The following is a 16,260-nucleotide window of genomic DNA, read 5'->3' as shown; positions in this document are numbered from 1 at the left end:
GAATTAACATTAGGAGTAAGTTATAATACTTTCTTTAGTGGAGATAAAGAAGAATACTTAACAGGAAGATTTGTAGGTGGAAGTAACTTTGATATGTTAGTAGGAGAAAAAGCAGATACATTCTCATTAAATGGAAAATATGAAGTATCAACAGAAAAAGGACTATCATTTGATGTAAGAGGAAACTATTCGTTTGAACATGAAAACTCAAAAGATGAATGGACAGTAGGAATGGGAATAGGTTATAAATTCTAGTTTTAAATAATACAAGGACTCGAGAGAAATCTCGAGTTTTTGTTATATAAAAACTATCTAATTATATACCAAAAATAGATATTTATAATAACTTAACATCAATAAAAATAAAGGATTATAAAATAAAATATAAAAAATCACTCATAAATCAGGGGTTATAATTACACCTTAGATTAAAAAGAGTGATTTTTATTTATAGATTAATAGGTTGTATACTTAATAATTATTTTTAGAAGTTAAAATTTCCATTTTCTTGGCGAAAAAATATTTTTCCCCAGTGGAAAATTTTTTCAATAAAAAATATTTTCCTAATAAAATTATATCATTTTATTTTTATTTTGTAAAATTTTTATATTTTTTTCTGTTGTTTTTTAAATATTAAAATGTTACAATTAAAACAAAAATTAAATAAAACTATATAAAACTATATCGACAAATGAGGTATTTAATTTATGAAGAAAAAAAATTTATTTATTTTTATGTTATTTTTTATAATCTCTATTTTAAGTTTTGCAGAAAATTTAGTTAATCACTCTAAAGGATTAATAATAAAAAAACTTGATAATGGTATGACTTATTATTTTTATAAAAATAGTAAACCAGAAAATAGAGTATCTTTAAATGTAGTAGTAAAAGCTGGTTCTCTTCAAGAAAATGAAAATCAAAAGGGAATAGCACATTTTATTGAGCATATGGCTTTTAATGGTACTAAAAATTATGAGAAAAATAATATTGTAAAATATTTTGAGTCTATTGGACTTAATTTTGGTGGAGATTTAAATGCTCATACATCTTTTTATGAAACTGTCTATAAACTTCATCTTCCTACTGATGATAAAGAAAAATTTGAAAAAGGTGTAGAGATATTAAAAGAAATGGTCTTTGATGCTTCTTTAAAACAAGAAGACATAGATAATGAAAAAGAAATTATAGTAGAAGAATGGAGACTCTCTCAAGGACTTCCTGAAAGAATAACATCTCTTTGGAAAGAGGTTTTCTTTGATAAATCTCATTATAAAGATAGATTTCCTATTGGAGAAATGGACATTATAAGAGGGGCTAACCATTCTATTATGAAAGATTACTATGATAAATGGTATAGACCTGAAAATATGGGAATTATATTAGTTGGAGATATAGATGAAGCTTATGCTGATTCTGTTATAAAAAAATATTTTAATTTTAATGATAGTTTAACTTTTACTAAACCTGAAACTTATAAGTTAGAAGAATTACCAACTGACTATTTTATATTTAAGGATAAAGAAATTATTATTCCTCAATTTATAATGAGTTTTAGAACTGATAATAAAAATGAATACACAGAAAAAAATATAAAAGATGAAGTTACATTAGAATTATTTAAAAATCTTTTAAATAGTAAATTAAAAGATGAAAGTAATTCTACTGAACATCCTATCATTTCTGGAAGTATAAGTGAGGATAGTTATATAAAAGACAATCTTTTAGTTATTTCTTCATCTTTTGAAGAGAAAAAAATAAAAGAGGGAATAGATTCTACAATAAATACTTTAAAATATATAAGTGAATTTGGAGTAACTGAAGAAGAATTAAATTTAGAAAAAGAAAATATACTAAATAATTTAAGAGATAGAAACAATAATAAAGCTTCTATTCTTAATAGAGAGTTAATAGGTTATTTAACAGATGTATTTATTACTGATGATATATTTTTAGATTCAGAAGATACTTTAAAATTATTTGAAACTTATTTGAAAAAAATCACAATTAATGACATAAAAGAAAAAGCTAGAGAAATTTATGAAGATAATACTAGATTCGTTTTATTTATTCCTGAAAAAGATGAGATAAATATAACAAAAGAATCTTTCAAAAATATTATTTTAGAAAGTAAAAATAAAAAAATAGAGAAAAAACAAATTAATAATGAAATATTATCTCTTAAAGAGCCTAATTTAGAAAAAGGAAAAGTAGAAGCTATTAATACATATACAGATTATAAAGAAATTAAATTATCAAATGGATTAAGTTTTCTTTATAAATATACTGACTTTAAAAAAGATGATATAACTATAAAACTTTTTAAAGAGGGAGGAAGTTCAAATTTAGATGATTCAGATGCAATAAATTCTATTTTTTCTGGAGATTTTATTTTTAATTCTGGAGTAGAAAATATTACTTTTGAAAATCTTGATAAATATTTTAAAGGAAAAAATTTCTCTATTTCTCCATATATAAATACATATACAGAGGGAATTATAATAAACTCTAATAGAAAATCTTTAGACGAAGCTTTAAAATATTTCTCATATCTTGTAAGAAATCCAAGATTATCTCCTGAATTATATGCTCATAAAATGAGTGGAATAAATACTATTTTAAATAATAGAGAAAATTTACCAAAAGAACTTTTCTCTGATAAAATTGTTGAACTACTATATAATAATCATCCTAGAAAATTAAATCTTTCTAAAAATGATTTTAAATATTTTTATAATGATGATATGTTGAATATATTTAAGAAAAAATTTACAAATTTTAATGGTTATTCTGGAATTATTGTAGGTTCTATTCCTGAAAAAGAAAGTATAGAGATTTTAGAAAAATATTTTGCTTCTTTACCTACTGAAAATAATATTGATACTTGGAAAGATTTAAATATTATTTATCCTGAAGGAATTATTAAAGGAAAAGTTAATAAAGGAATTGATAAAAAAATAAGAGTTAATCTTTCTTATCCTATATATAGCCAATATTCTTTAGAAAATTCTTATTATATTTCTTCTATAGCAAAAATTTTAAGAATTAACTTTATTGAGGAAGTTAGAGAAAAAATCTCAGGAGTTTATGGAATTTCTGTTAATGATGATTTCTCAAAATATGAAAAAGGAGTTCTTAATATATCTTTTTCAACTGACCCTAAGAAAAAAGATATAGTTATTAATAAAGTTCAAGAGGAATTAAAAAAATTATTAGATGGTAATATAAATTTAGAAGCTTTAAAAAGTATTCAAAAAAATTATAAACTATCTTATGAAAATAATATTAAGACTAATAGTTATTGGTTAAATTATCTATCAAATAAAAGTTTAGAAAAAGATAATTTTAAAGTTTTAACTCCAGAGGAATACAATAAGTTAATTACTGAAAAAAATCTTAAAAATTTTGTAAAAGATTTTATAAAAAATGATAATTATGTAGAAGTTATACTTTATCCAGAGAGTGAAAAATAAAATTTTTGAACTTAAACAATACAATAAAAAATAGAGGGAAAAATCTCTCTATTTTTTGTTTTTCTTATTTTAATTTTTATGATATAATATTATGTAAAATTTAAAATGGAGTTGATTTATTGGACGGAATTATTAATATAAATAAACCTTCTGGTATTACTTCTTTTGATGTTATCAGAAAACTTAGAAAAATTCTAAAAATAAAAAAAATTGGACATACTGGAACTCTTGACCCATTAGCTTCTGGAGTTTTAGTTGTCTGTGTTGGAAAAGCTACTAAGTTAGTTCAAGATATAGAAAAATTAGAAAAAGAATATATTGCTGAATTTCAATTAGGTTATTCTACAGATACATATGATTCTGAAGGAAAAATTATTGATTCAGTTGAAAATTTTTCTGTTTCTTCTGAAAAATTAGAGGAATGTTTAAAAAAATTTCTTGGAAATATAAAACAAATTCCTCCTATGTATTCAGCTATAAAAATAAATGGTGAAAAACTTTATGATTTAGCTCGTAAAGGTGAAACTATCGAAAGAGAAGCTAGAGATATAATAATTTATGATTTATCTCTTTTGGAATTTGATGGTAAAAAAGCAAAAATTTACTGTAAAGTTTCTAAAGGAACTTATATCCGTTCTCTTATTTATGATATTGGAATGGAATTAAAAACTTTTGCTACTATGACATCACTTGAAAGAATTTCTGTAGGTAGTGAAAATATTAAAAATAGTTTTACTTTAGAAAAAATTGAAGAGTTACATTCAAATAAAGATTTTTCTTTTATTAGGACTGTTGAGGAATATTTTAAATACCCTTCACTTATAATTTCTACTGAAAAAAATAAAACTTTATTTTTAAATGGAAATACTCTTGTAGTAAATAATACAAATGATGGATTCTATAAAATTTATTTTGAAGGAACTAATGAATTTTTAGGACTTGCCTATGTAAGTTCTAACAGATTAAAAGGTTATAAATACTATTAATATAAGGATGGAGATTTATGAAAATCAAAAATATTGCAATTATTGCCCATGTTGACCATGGTAAAACTACTCTTGTTGACTGTTTACTAAAACAAGCTGGAGTTTTTGGAGCTCATGAACTTGAAAAAGTTTCTGAAAGAGTTATGGACTCTAATGATATTGAAAGAGAAAGAGGAATCACTATTTTCTCTAAAAATGCTTCTGTAAAATATAAAGATTATAAAATTAATATTATTGACACTCCAGGACATGCTGACTTTGGTGGAGAAGTACAAAGAATTATGAAAATGGTTGATTCTGTTATTCTTTTAGTTGATGCTTTTGAAGGTCCAATGCCTCAAACAAAATATGTTCTTAAAAAAGCATTGGAACAAGGGCATAGACCTATAGTTGTTGTAAATAAAATAGATAAACCAAATGCAAGACCAGAAGAAGTTCTTTACATGGTTTATGATTTATTTATTGAACTTAATGCTAATGAACATCAATTAGAATTCCCTGTTCTTTATGCTTCTGGAAAAGGTGGATTTGCTAAAAAAGAATTAGAAGATACTGATACTAATATGATACCATTATTCGAAACTATTCTTAGTGAAGTAGATGACCCAAGTGGAGATGTTAATAAACCTCTTCAATTCTTAATCACTAATATTGAATATGATAACTATGTTGGACAATTAGCTGTTGGAAAAATCCACAACGGAAAAATGAAAAGAAATCAAGAAGTTATGCTTATAAAAAGAGATGGAACAATGGTTAAAAATAAAATCTCTTTAATTTATGGTTATGAAGGACTTAATAAAGTTGAAGTTGAAGAAGCTTTCTGTGGAGAAATTGTTTCTATAGCTGGATTAAGTAATATTGATATTGGTGAAACTGTTGCTGATGTTAATGAGCCTGTAGCTTTACCTTTAATTGATATAGATGAGCCTACTCTTTCTATGACATTTATGGTAAACTCTTCTCCATTTGCTGGAAAAGACGGAAAATATATTACTTCAAGAAATATTTGGGATAGACTTCAAAAAGAATTACAAAAAAATGTTAGTATGAAAGTAGAAGCTACTGATTCTCCAGATGCCTTTGTTGTAAAAGGAAGAGGGGAACTTCAATTATCTATTTTATTAGAGAATATGAGAAGAGAAGGATTTGAAGTTCAAGTTTCTAAACCAAAAGTTATATTAAAAGAGATAAATGGAAAAACTTATGAGCCTATTGAAATGGCTTTAATAGATGTAGAAGATGCTTATACAGGAGTTGTTATTGAAAAATTAGGTTCAAGAAAAGGAGAACTTGTAAGTATGACTCCTGGACAAGATGGATACACTCGTTTAGAATTTAAAATACCATCAAGAGGTATAATTGGATATAGAAATGAATTTTTAACTGATACTAAAGGTTCTGGAATTCTTAACCATTCTTTCTATGATTTTGAACCATTTAAAGGTCCTATTTCTGGTAGAAAAAAAGGAGTTCTTATTGCTACAGAAACTGGTGTATCTATAGCTTATGCTCTTAATGCTATCCAAGAAAGAGGAGAATTATTTATAGAACCAGGTGTTGATATTTATGAAGGTATGGTTGTTGGAGAACATGCAAAAGAAAATGACCTTATTGTTAATGCTTGTAAAACTAAAAAACTTACAAATATGAGAGCTGCAGGAAGTGATGATGCTGTTAAATTAGCTCCTCCTAGAAAATTAACTCTTGAACAAGCTCTTGATTATATTTCTGAAGATGAATATGTTGAGGTTACACCTAATTTTATAAGACTTAGAAAAAAATATTTAACTGATGCCGAAAGAAGAAAACATTTTGTAAAAAAAGACTAATTTTTTTATTTTTAGTACTTTTTACGAACTTTTAACCATTATTTAAAAAAGTGAAATGTTTTTTTATTGACAATTTTTATAAAATAGTATATTATATTCATACTGTTTATATAATTTTGTCTTATTTATAATATAATAATCTTTATTAATTTTAGGAGGGTATAATGTTATCTAGAACTGTAGAAATTACAAATGAAACTGGACTTCATACTAGACCAGGAAACGAATTCGTTAGTTTAGCAAAAACTTTTAAATCTTCTATTGAAGTAGAAAATGCTGAAGGAAAAAAAGTAAAAGGAACTTCTCTTTTAAAACTTCTTTCTCTAGGAATAAAAAAAGGAACTCAAGTTACTGTTTATGCTGATGGAGAAGATGAACAAGAAGCTGTTGAAAAATTAGCTGAACTTCTTGCTAACTTAAAAGACTAGTTAATTAAGTAAGAGGGGATAGGTATCCCCTTTTTTTTATCAAAAAATTAAAAGGATGGTATAATAAATGAGTATTATTATTAATGGAATTCCTGCATCACCTGGGGTATCAGTAGGAAAAGTATTTTTATATAAAGAAAATGAAATCATTATTAATAAAAATAATATTGAAGATACTGAATTGGAAAAAGAAAGATTACTTAATGGGAGAAATATTTCTAAAGAACAATTACTTGCTATAAGAGAAAAAACTGCTAAAAAATTAGGAGAAGATAAAGCAAGTATCTTTGATGGACACATCACTTTATTAGAAGATGAAGATTTATTTGATGAAGTAGTTGAATTAATTGAAGATGAACAAATTACAGCTGAAAATGCTCTTGAACAAGGACTTGCTGGATATTGTGAAATGTTAGGTTGTTTAGAAGACCCTTATTTAAGAGAAAGAGCTGCTGACCTTAAAGATATTGGAAAAAGATGGCTTTTCAATATTACAGGAACTGAAATTTTAGATTTATCTAATCTTCCAAAAGATTCTGTAATAATTACTAAAGACCTTACTCCTTCTGATACTGCTCAATTAGATTTAGATAATGTTTTAGCATTTGTTACTGAAATTGGAGGAAAAACAGCTCATTCATCTATAATGGCTAGGTCTCTTGAAATTCCTGCTGTTGTTGGAACTGGAGAAAAATATTCTGAAGTAAAATCTGGAGATTCTATAATAGTTGATGCTTTAGAAGGAGTTGTTATATTAAATCCTACTGAAGATGAAATAAAAACTTATACTTTAAAAAGAGAAGAATTCTTAGCTGAAAAAGAACTTTTAAAACAACTAAAAGATAAAGATGCTGTTTCTAAAGATGGTAAAAAAGTTGGTGCTTGGGCTAATATAGGTTCTCCAAAAGATATTGATGGAGTTCTAAAAAATGGAGCTCAAGGAATTGGACTTTATAGAACAGAATTCTTATTTATGAATAATGATTGTTTCCCTAGTGAAGATGAACAATTTGAAGCTTATAAAGCTGTTGCTGAAGCTTTAGAAGGAAAACCTGTTACTATAAGAACTATGGATATTGGTGGAGATAAATCTTTACCTTATATGGAATTACCAAAAGAAGAAAATCCTTTCTTAGGATGGAGAGCTTTAAGAGTTTGTCTTGACAGACCTGAAATTTTAAAAACTCAATTTAGAGCACTTTTAAGAGCTTCTGCTTTTGGATACATTAAAATAATGCTTCCTATGATAATTTCTTTAACAGAAGTTAGAAAATCAAGAGCTTTATTAAAAGAATGTATGGAAGAATTAAGAAATGAAGGAATAGCTTTTGATGAAAATATTCAACTTGGAATTATGGTTGAAACTCCAGCTGTTGCCTTTAGAGCTTCTTCTTTTGCTAAAGAATGTGACTTCTTCTCTATCGGAACTAATGACTTAACTCAATATACATTAGCTGTTGATAGAGGAAATGAAAAAATTTCAAATCTTTACAACTCTTATAACCCAGCTGTACTTCAAGCTATAAAATGTGCTATAGATGGAGCTCACAGTGAAAATATAAGTATTTCTATGTGTGGAGAATTTGCTGGAGATGAAAATGCTACAGCTATATTATTTGGTATGGGACTAGATGCTTTCTCTATGTCAGCTATATCTGTACCAAGAATAAAAAGAAATATAATGTCACTTGATAAAACTCAATGTGAAGCTTTAGTTGAAAAAGTTTTATCACTTGCTACTGCTGAAGAAGTTATGGAAGAAATTAAAAACTTTAATTCTTCTAACTATACAAAATAATAAAATAAAAAAGACAAAAATTATATAATAAAATGAATTGGGACTTTTTAGATTATAAAAAGTCCCATTATTTTTTATCTTTTATATTTTTCTTTATCTTTTTCAGAAATTTTTCTAATTATTTTACAAGGATTCCCAGCAACTATAACATTTTCAGGGATATCTCTATTAACCACACTTCCAGCTCCTATTATACTGTTTTCACCTATTTTTACACCTGGTAAAATACTTACATTAGTTCCTATCCAAACATTATTTCCAATAGTTATAGGATAAGCATATTCTAATCCAAAATTTCTATCTTCTACATCAATAGGATGTCCAGCTGTTGTTATACAACAATTAGGCCCTATAAAAACATTATTTCCTATTTTAACCTTTGCTCCATCTAAAATTATTAAATTATGATTAGAATAAAAATTTTCTCCAATTTCTATATTATATCCATAATCACAATAAAAAGGTTGATTAATTGAAAATTCTTCTTGAGTTTTTCCAAAAAGTTTTTTGATAATCTCTTTCCCTTTTTCTTTTTCTGATGGCCTTAAAATATTAAATTCATAACATAACTCTTTTGAAATTTCTCTCTCTTTTAAAAGTTCTTTATCATAATTAGCATCATATAATAATCCTAATTTACATTTTTCTTTTTCTGTCATTTTTCCTCCATAATTTTTTTTATAATTATAACACAATATTTTTCTATTTAACAATTTATTTTACTTTAATTTTTTTATAAAAAATGATATATTTATAGTATAAACTCACTATTAAATAGAGGAGGAAATATGGAAAAAGTTGTTTATGTTAAAGCTAAGTTTAGACCTATTGGTGAATATAGAATATCTCATGAACCTACAGGAAGATTTGAAAAGGGGCTTTTGGAAAACAAAAAGAAATTTTTGAAGAAAAAAAAGTTTGGGTAACTACTGGATATTCAGATTGTCTTATTGATGGAGAACTTTTAACTGATGATATAAATAGAGCTATCACAAAACTTAATAATGAAGGATATGAAATTGTATCAATCACTCCTATTACTTCTGGAAGTTATAGATACCAATATGATGCTGGAAATATCACTAGTAGTAAAAGAATTTTACATGAAACAGAAGCTGTAAGGGGTACAAGTGGTTATGGATTTGGATATGGATTTAGTTATACTGAAAGTGTAATAATTTTAGCTAGAAAAAAATAATTAACTATTTTTTGGTATTTTAAATAAATTAATTAACGAGGGTTTTATTATGCATAAAAAAATAATGTTACAAGGTACAGGTTCTTCAGTAGGGAAAACTATTCTTACTGCTGGATTATGTAGAATATTTTCTCAAGATGGTTATAAAGTAGCTCCTTTTAAATCACAAAATATGGCTCTTAATTCATCTGTTGATGAAGATGGAAAAGAAATGAGCAGAGCTCAAGTTATTCAAGCTGAAGCAGCTAATACAAAACCTAGAGTTTTTATGAATCCAATACTTTTAAAACCAACTGGAGATAATTTTTCTTCTCAAGTAATTTTAGAAGGTATTGTTTATAAAAATATGCAAGCTAAAGAATACTATGAAGAATATGACTTTTTTAAAAAAATAATTAAAAGAAATTATGATATTTTAAAAGAAAATTTTGAAATTGGTGTTTTAGAAGGTGGAGGAAGTCCAGCTGAAATAAATTTTAGAAAAACTGATTTAGTTAATATGGGTATTGCTGAAATGGTTGATTCTAATGTAATTCTTATAGCCGATATTGAAAGAGGTGGAGTTTTTGCCTCTATTTATGGAACTTTAATGTTATTAGATAAAAAAGATAGAAATCGTATAAAAGGTTATATTATAAATAAATTCCGTGGTGATATAGATTTATTAAAAGATGGAATTAAAATGTTAGATGAAAAATTAAAATCTGAAAATTTAGATGTCCCTTGTCTTGGAATTTTACCTTATACAAAAATTCAAATAGAGAATGAAGATAGTTATAATTTTTCTAAAGAAGATGAAAAGCCTAAAAAAGATTTGAATATAGCTATTATTAATTTTGAAAAACTTTCTAACTCTACTGATTTTACTTCTCTATTAGTCTATGAAGATGTAAAACTTACATATATAAATACAAAAGAGGATTTAAATCAAGATTTTGACCTTATAATTTTACCTGGTAGTAAAAATGCTATTTATAATTTTTCAATTATAAATACAAGAAAAATAACTGATGGTATAATGGAGCATATAAAAAAAGGAACGCCTATTTTAGGAATTCATAGTGGTTTTCAAATGCTTGGTAAATCTATTAGAGATTTAAAACAGATAGAAAGTTCTTTTTTAAAGGCTGAAACTCTTAATATCTTTCCAATGACAACTACCATGAAAGAAAAAAAACATACTAAACAAGTTTCTAAAACTTTATGTAATTGTACAGGAATATTAGAAGGATTTGATGGAATAGTTGTATCAGGTTGTGAAATTCATCAAGGAGTAACTACAGGAGAGGCCTCTAAATATTCTGTTACAGGTGAAGATGATTTTACTTTAATTTGTAAAGAAAATATCATAGGAACATATATTCATGGACTTTTTGATTCTCCTAAATTTACAAGAAAATTTTTAAATAAATTGAGAGAATTAAAAGGATTAAATCCTATATTAGAATATATAAATATGGAATCTCATCAAGAAACTGAATTTAAAAATCTAGCAAGATTAATGCGTCAAAATTTAGACATAGAAAAAATTTATGAAATATTAAAATAAAAAAATAAGGATATTGTTAATATAATACAATGTCCTTATTTTAATATATAATAAATTTCATTTTCATAAAAATTTTTCCTATTTAACTATTTATAAAATTAAACAGCTATTCTGTTATTTAATTCTTTTCTTAATTCTATACCAACAAACATATCTTCTAAATATTTAAGAGTATTATCTATATTTCTACTTTTTATTTTAAATAATTTTTTATCATATTCAAATTGAATATAAAATAATCCTTCTCTTTGAATTACATCACATTCTAAAGTAGTAGTATTTCCTAAAAAAATATTCCATTTTTTATTTTTTATAAGTATTTTCATAAATAATCCCCCTTTTTTAAATTAACTATATTTATCTATAACTTATTATAACTTATCTAACTATTTTTGTCAATAGATTTTTTAAAATGTTGCAATCTATTTTAAAATATAGTATAATTATTTATATGATTATTTATAATAAAATATAGTATAATTATTTATATGATTATTTATAATAAAATATAACTTATTTTAAAGGAGGGATATAATTTGATTTTTACTGAATTTTTAAAAGAAAAAAGAGAAGCTCTTGGGATTAGTCAAAATAAATTTGCTAAAATGATAAATATAACTCAGTCTTATTTTAATTCAATAGAAAGAGGAGAAGTAAAAAATCCACCTAGTGAAGAAGTACTTCTTAGAATTGCTGATTGTTTAAACCTTAATCCTGAAGAAAAGGAGCAAATGTTATACTTAGCTGCTATTGAAAGAACTCCTAAAATAATAATAGATAAAATTGAAAAATTAAAAAATGAAGTTAAAAGTAATATAAAGAAAACTGCTAAAGAGGCTACAGAAATATCAGATAATGCTATTCCTCTTTTTGAAAGAATTTCAGCAGGACTTGGAGCTTTTACAGATAATGATATTGAAGACTACATTATGTTACCTGGTCTTAATAATACAAATCAAAATCTTTTTGCTGTTAATGTAGTTGGAGATTCTATGGAACCTACTATAAAAGATGGTTCTATTATAATCTGTAAAAAAACTTTAGATATAAAAAGTGGAGAGATTGGAGCATTTTTTATTGACGAACAAGCCTTTGTAAAAAGACTTAAAATAACAAAAAACTATATTGCTTTAGTAAGTGATAATCCTAATTATTCTCCAATATATATTGGTCCTGGAGAAAACTTTAATGTAGTTGGAAAAGTAATAAAAGTTTTATCAGATATTTAAAAGAGGGAAAAATGGAAGTTATAATTAGAAAAGTACAAATTGAAGATTTAGATTCTGTTACAAAAATAGAAAGTATTTGTTTTCCTAAAGCTGAAGCAGCTACTTACGATTCTTTTTTATATAGAATAAAAACTTTTCCAGATAGTTTTTATGTAGCTACTATTGATAAAAAAGTTATTGGTTTTATAAACGGTTGTGTCACTGATAGTAATGTAATTATAGATGAATTATATGAACCTGATGGTGGACATAATCCATTTGGAAAAAATCAAACTGTTTTTGGTTTAGATATATTACCTGAATATCAACATAAAGGCATAGCTTGTAAATTAATGAGATACTTAATGGAAGAAGCTAAAAAATCTAATCGTAAAAAAATGGTTTTAACTTGTAAAGAAAATTTAATTGGATTTTATGAGCAATTTGGTTATAAAAATATGGGAGTTTCTGAATCTACTCATGGTGGAGTAGTTTGGTATGACATGATTACTGATTTATAAATTGAAAGAGAAGAAATTCTCTTTCTTTTATTTTTTGAACTTAATTTACTTTGACATATTTATTTTTTTGTAATATACTTTTATAAGAACACAAAATTTTTTTAGGAGGAAATTATGTATCCATTAAAATTTAAAAAAACTTTAGTAAAAAAAATCTGGGGTGGAAGAAAATTTAAAGATGTTTTAAATATGGAATTACCTGATGAAAATCTTTATGGAGAATCTTGGGAAGTAAGTTCTCATAAAGGTGGACTTTCTTATATTGAAAATGGTGAATTTGCTGGAAAATATCTTGTTGAAGTTATTGAAAGTGATAAAGAAACTATACTTGGAAAAGAAATTGTTGAAAGATTTAAAGGAAAATTTCCATTACTTATTAAATATCTAGATATAAATGATAGACTTTCTGTTCAAGTTCATCCTAGTGATGAATATGCTCTAAGAGTTGAAGGAGAATTTGGAAAAAGTGAATGTTGGTATGTTATGGAAGCTAGTTCTGATGCAACTCTTATTTTAGGAATTAAAGAAGGAATTACAAAAGAAATATTTAAAGAAAAAGTTGATAAAAAAGAATTTAATGGACTTTTTAAAACTATAAAAGTAAAAAAAGGAGATTTTATAAATCTTCTTCCTGGAGTTGTTCATGCTACTTTAGAAGGTTCTATTTTAATTTGCGAGGTTCAACAAAATTCAGATACAACTTATAGAATTTATGATTTTGATAGATTAGTAGATGGAAAATTAAGAGAACTTCATATTGATAAAGCTCTTGATGTAATAGATTTTGAAGGAGATGTTCAAGTGTCTACTAATGAATCTAGACAAAAATTACAATTAGTTGGAGCTATAAAAGAAGAATTAGTAAGAGGACAATATTTTAATGTTGATAAATATCTAATAGATGGTACTTTTGAAGATGAAACTAATAAAAACTTTAAAATTCTTTCTATTTTAGATGGTGAAGGAGAAATAATTTGTAATAATATCTCTTACAAAATTTCAAAAGGAGATACATACTTTATTCCAGCTACTTTAAAAACTGTTATAAAAGGAAAAGTAGAAATTTTAAAATCATATTTATAATAATTTATTAAAAGATGATGTTGTAAAGGAACAATATCATCTTTTTTATTTTAATAACATTATTCTTTTCTATTTTTATTTTTATATAGTTATTTTCATATATTTTTTTAGTATTTTTTTTATAATAATCTCTTCTATATATAAGTAAAAAATAAAATTATACTGTTATTTTATTTTTTATTTTATGTTTTCTCTTTGAAAATAACATACAATATGTTATAATACATATGTAATTTTTAGTGGAGGTTGTATTATGATAAATATAAATGGTTTAGAAATTGAAGTTCCTATTATTCAAGGAGGAATGGCTATTAGATGTTCTATGTCAAAACTTGCTTCAGCAGTGGCAAATGAAGGTGGAATAGGAGTTATAGCTGGTTCAGCTCTTCCTCTTGAAGAATTAAGAGAAGAAATAAGAAAAGCTAGAGCTTTAATAACTAATAAAAAAGGAGCTCTTGGTGTAAATATTATGTTTGCTGTATCTTCTTTTGTTGAAAGCGTAAAAGTTTGTATAGAAGAAAAAGTTGATGTTATAATTTGTGGTGCAGGATTCTCTAGAGATATTTTTTCTATGGTTAAAGGTACAGGAATAAAATTATTTCCAATAGTTTCATCTTTAAAACTTGCAAAAATATCTGAAAAATTAGGTGCTGATGCCATTGTTGTTGAAGGTGGAAATGCTGGTGGACACCTTGGAACAGAATTAGATTCTTGGGATATTATGGAAGAAATTACAAAAAATGTTTCTCTTCCTGTTTTTGGAGCTGGTGGAGTAATTACTCCAGAAGATGCTGCTAGAATGTTATCTCTTGGTACTACAGGAGTTCAAATGGGAACTCGTTTTGTTGCTACTCATGAATGTGATGTTGACGAAGCTTTTAAACAAATGTATGTTAATACAAAAAAAGGTGATGTTATAAAAATAATGAGTTCTGTAGGATTACCTGCTAATGCTATTAGAAGTAATTATTCTGAAAAAGTTTTAAATGAAACAACTACACCACCTAGTACTTGTTCTAGTTGTTTAAAACATTGTAGTAGAAAATTCTGTGTAAGTCAAAGACTTATAGATGGACATAAAGGGGATTTAGAAAATGGATTATTCTTTGCTGGAAGAGATGTTTGGAAAGTAAATGATATAGTTTCTGTCCATGAAATTTTTGAAAGATTTAAACCTGTTTTTAACAAATAAAAATAAAAGAGTTGAGCCTAGATACTCAACTCTTTATTTTTAATAATCTAATTTTTCATAACGAACAGCTTCTGCTGATTCTCTAATTTTATTAATTTCAGGAATAATTCTTTTAAAATGTTCTGAATTATTATGAGCTTCTATTGATTCAATATCTTTCCAATATTCTACAAAAACAAAAGCTTGAGGATTGTTTATATCTTGATGTAAATCATAAGAGATATTTCCCTCTTCCTTTCTACTTTTTTCAATTAACTCTTTTACCAAATTTTTATATTCTTCGATACACTCTTTTTTTATTATACTTTTCGCCACTATAAGTATCATATTCCACCCCACTATCTAATAAAACTTGTTCTATATTCTGTTTCACTTTTAGCTGGTACTATTCCATTATTTTTTCCAGCCTCAATACATTTTAATATCCAAGCCATATTTCTACCTAAATTACGCATTGTTTGTAATCCCTCTTCATCTTTTAAAACTTCCTCAGAAGTATTTCCATGAACCATATTCCAATATGTAGATGAAACTATCGGCATTTGACAAATTGTAAAATATTTGTTTAATACATCAAAAGAAGCTGTTGTCCCACCTCTTCTAGCTGATAAAATACTTGCTCCTGGTTTATACATAAAAACTTTTTTTCCAGCATAAAAAGCTCTATCAAGTAAAGATAGTATTCTTCCACTTGGATGAGCATAATAAACAGGAGAACCAAATATAAATCCATCACATTTTTCAGCTTTCTCTAAAAAATTATTTACAACATCATCATTGAATACACATCTATTTTCTAATTTTGTACAACTTTTACATCCTATACAATCTCTTAAAGGTTCAGCTCCTATATCAAATATTTCCCACTCTATTTTTTCTTCATCAAAAATTTTAGTGATTTCTGTAAGTGCTGTAAATGTACAACCTCTATGAGAACTTCCATTAACTAATAATACTTTCACCCTATCACCTACCTAAACTTTTTATTTTTCTTA

General features: G+C 25.4%; 15 protein-coding genes and 1 pseudogene. 12 read left to right on the top strand and 4 right to left on the bottom strand.

Going from position 1 to position 16,260, the window contains the following annotated elements:
- The 6 genes and pseudogenes from T364_RS11130 to ptsP all read left to right on the top strand — a co-directional run.
- A pseudogene (locus T364_RS11130) lies at positions 1 to 255 on the top strand (autotransporter outer membrane beta-barrel domain-containing protein); the annotation flags it as partial.
- Between the two features lie 452 nt (positions 256 to 707).
- Positions 708 to 3,470 (top strand): M16 family metallopeptidase, encoded by a 2,763-nt coding sequence (locus T364_RS0105570; RefSeq protein ID WP_027128701.1) that lies wholly within the window; start codon positions 708 to 710, stop codon positions 3,468 to 3,470.
- A gap of 119 nt (positions 3,471 to 3,589) precedes the next feature.
- Entirely contained in the window at positions 3,590 to 4,456 is an 867-nt protein-coding gene (truB, locus tag T364_RS0105565; protein ID WP_027128700.1) for a tRNA pseudouridine(55) synthase TruB, read from the top strand.
- 17 nt (positions 4,457 to 4,473) lie between these two features.
- Positions 4,474 to 6,288: a translational GTPase TypA gene (typA, locus tag T364_RS0105560; protein ID WP_027128699.1), complete on the top strand. Its 1,815-nt coding sequence runs from the start codon at positions 4,474 to 4,476 to the stop codon at positions 6,286 to 6,288.
- Positions 6,289 to 6,452: 164 nt separating this feature from the next.
- Positions 6,453 to 6,716, top strand: coding sequence for an HPr family phosphocarrier protein (locus T364_RS0105555; protein WP_027128698.1), 264 nt, complete (start codon positions 6,453 to 6,455; stop codon positions 6,714 to 6,716).
- Positions 6,717 to 6,783: 67 nt separating this feature from the next.
- The gene (ptsP, locus tag T364_RS0105550) at positions 6,784 to 8,514 is read left to right on the top strand and encodes a phosphoenolpyruvate--protein phosphotransferase (RefSeq protein ID WP_027128697.1); all 1,731 of its coding nucleotides are present in this window, start codon (positions 6,784 to 6,786) and stop codon (positions 8,512 to 8,514) included.
- Between the two features lie 74 nt (positions 8,515 to 8,588).
- Here ptsP and T364_RS0105545 read toward each other — a convergent pair whose 3' ends face one another.
- Positions 8,589 to 9,173: a sugar O-acetyltransferase gene (locus tag T364_RS0105545; RefSeq protein ID WP_027128696.1), complete on the bottom strand. Its 585-nt coding sequence runs from the start codon at positions 9,171 to 9,173 to the stop codon at positions 8,589 to 8,591.
- Positions 9,174 to 9,302: 129 nt separating this feature from the next.
- Here T364_RS0105545 and T364_RS11210 point away from each other — a divergent pair, with 129 nt between their 5' ends.
- Together T364_RS11210 and T364_RS0105535 are read left to right on the top strand one after the other, a co-directional pair.
- Positions 9,303 to 9,440, top strand: coding sequence for a hypothetical protein (locus T364_RS11210; protein ID WP_211249029.1), 138 nt, complete (start codon positions 9,303 to 9,305; stop codon positions 9,438 to 9,440).
- Positions 9,441 to 9,761: 321 nt separating this feature from the next.
- A complete protein-coding gene (locus T364_RS0105535) occupies positions 9,762 to 11,261 on the top strand; it encodes a cobyric acid synthase (protein ID WP_027128695.1) in 1,500 nt (499 codons plus the stop codon).
- 98 nt (positions 11,262 to 11,359) lie between these two features.
- Here the strand turns inward: T364_RS0105535 and T364_RS0105530 are convergent, their stop codons facing one another.
- Positions 11,360 to 11,587 carry a hypothetical protein gene (locus tag T364_RS0105530; protein WP_027128694.1) on the bottom strand — a complete coding sequence of 76 codons (228 nt, stop codon included), beginning with the start codon at positions 11,585 to 11,587 and terminating at the stop codon, positions 11,360 to 11,362.
- Positions 11,588 to 11,797: 210 nt separating this feature from the next.
- Here T364_RS0105530 and T364_RS0105525 point away from each other — a divergent pair, with 210 nt between their 5' ends.
- The 4 genes from T364_RS0105525 (at position 11,798) to T364_RS0105510 (ending at position 15,265) form a co-directional block, all read left to right on the top strand.
- Positions 11,798 to 12,490, top strand: a complete 693-nt coding sequence (locus T364_RS0105525) for a LexA family transcriptional regulator (protein WP_027128693.1) — start codon at positions 11,798 to 11,800, stop codon at positions 12,488 to 12,490.
- Positions 12,491 to 12,501: 11 nt separating this feature from the next.
- Positions 12,502 to 12,990, top strand: coding sequence for a GNAT family N-acetyltransferase (locus T364_RS0105520; RefSeq protein ID WP_027128692.1), 489 nt, complete (start codon positions 12,502 to 12,504; stop codon positions 12,988 to 12,990).
- A 114-nt stretch (positions 12,991 to 13,104) separates the two neighbouring features.
- Positions 13,105 to 14,073, top strand: a complete 969-nt coding sequence (locus tag T364_RS0105515) for a type I phosphomannose isomerase catalytic subunit (protein ID WP_027128691.1) — start codon at positions 13,105 to 13,107, stop codon at positions 14,071 to 14,073.
- A 253-nt stretch (positions 14,074 to 14,326) separates the two neighbouring features.
- Complete coding sequence (locus T364_RS0105510) at positions 14,327 to 15,265, top strand: NAD(P)H-dependent flavin oxidoreductase (RefSeq protein WP_027128690.1); 939 nt, start codon at positions 14,327 to 14,329, stop codon at positions 15,263 to 15,265.
- Positions 15,266 to 15,304: 39 nt separating this feature from the next.
- Here T364_RS0105510 and T364_RS0105505 read toward each other — a convergent pair whose 3' ends face one another.
- Together T364_RS0105505 and T364_RS0105500 are read right to left on the bottom strand one after the other, a co-directional pair.
- Entirely contained in the window at positions 15,305 to 15,592 is a 288-nt protein-coding gene (locus tag T364_RS0105505; RefSeq protein WP_027128689.1) for a putative quinol monooxygenase, read from the bottom strand.
- Positions 15,593 to 15,603: 11 nt separating this feature from the next.
- Positions 15,604 to 16,227 carry a flavodoxin family protein gene (locus T364_RS0105500; RefSeq protein ID WP_027128688.1) on the bottom strand — a complete coding sequence of 208 codons (624 nt, stop codon included), beginning with the start codon at positions 16,225 to 16,227 and terminating at the stop codon, positions 15,604 to 15,606.
- Positions 16,228 to 16,260: the final 33 nt, after the last annotated feature.

The sequence above is a fragment of the Fusobacterium perfoetens ATCC 29250 genome (assembly GCF_000622245.1).
Taxonomy (GTDB): domain Bacteria; phylum Fusobacteriota; class Fusobacteriia; order Fusobacteriales; family Fusobacteriaceae; genus Fusobacterium_B; species Fusobacterium_B perfoetens.
Note: the sequence above shows the minus strand (reverse complement) of the source record. Positions and strands in the feature narration are given on the sequence as shown.

What these genes read in the sequence shown, in the direction of transcription:
- T364_RS0105510 (WP_027128690.1), top strand. Translation starts at nt 14,327, where the DNA reads ATGATAAATATAAATGGTTTAGAAATTGAAGTTCCTATTATTCAAGGA.
- T364_RS0105570 (WP_027128701.1), top strand. Translation starts at nt 708, where the DNA reads ATGAAGAAAAAAAATTTATTTATTTTTATGTTATTTTTTATAATCTCT.
- T364_RS0105545 (WP_027128696.1), bottom strand. Translation starts at nt 9,173, where the DNA reads ATGACAGAAAAAGAAAAATGTAAATTAGGATTATTATATGATGCTAAT.
- T364_RS0105515 (WP_027128691.1), top strand. Translation starts at nt 13,105, where the DNA reads ATGTATCCATTAAAATTTAAAAAAACTTTAGTAAAAAAAATCTGGGGT.
- T364_RS0105535 (WP_027128695.1), top strand. Translation starts at nt 9,762, where the DNA reads ATGCATAAAAAAATAATGTTACAAGGTACAGGTTCTTCAGTAGGGAAA.
- typA (WP_027128699.1), top strand. Translation starts at nt 4,474, where the DNA reads ATGAAAATCAAAAATATTGCAATTATTGCCCATGTTGACCATGGTAAA.
- T364_RS0105520 (WP_027128692.1), top strand. Translation starts at nt 12,502, where the DNA reads ATGGAAGTTATAATTAGAAAAGTACAAATTGAAGATTTAGATTCTGTT.
- T364_RS0105505 (WP_027128689.1), bottom strand. Translation starts at nt 15,592, where the DNA reads ATGATACTTATAGTGGCGAAAAGTATAATAAAAAAAGAGTGTATCGAA.
- T364_RS11210 (WP_211249029.1), top strand. Translation starts at nt 9,303, where the DNA reads ATGGAAAAAGTTGTTTATGTTAAAGCTAAGTTTAGACCTATTGGTGAA.
- ptsP (WP_027128697.1), top strand. Translation starts at nt 6,784, where the DNA reads ATGAGTATTATTATTAATGGAATTCCTGCATCACCTGGGGTATCAGTA.
- T364_RS0105555 (WP_027128698.1), top strand. Translation starts at nt 6,453, where the DNA reads ATGTTATCTAGAACTGTAGAAATTACAAATGAAACTGGACTTCATACT.
- T364_RS0105530 (WP_027128694.1), bottom strand. Translation starts at nt 11,587, where the DNA reads ATGAAAATACTTATAAAAAATAAAAAATGGAATATTTTTTTAGGAAAT.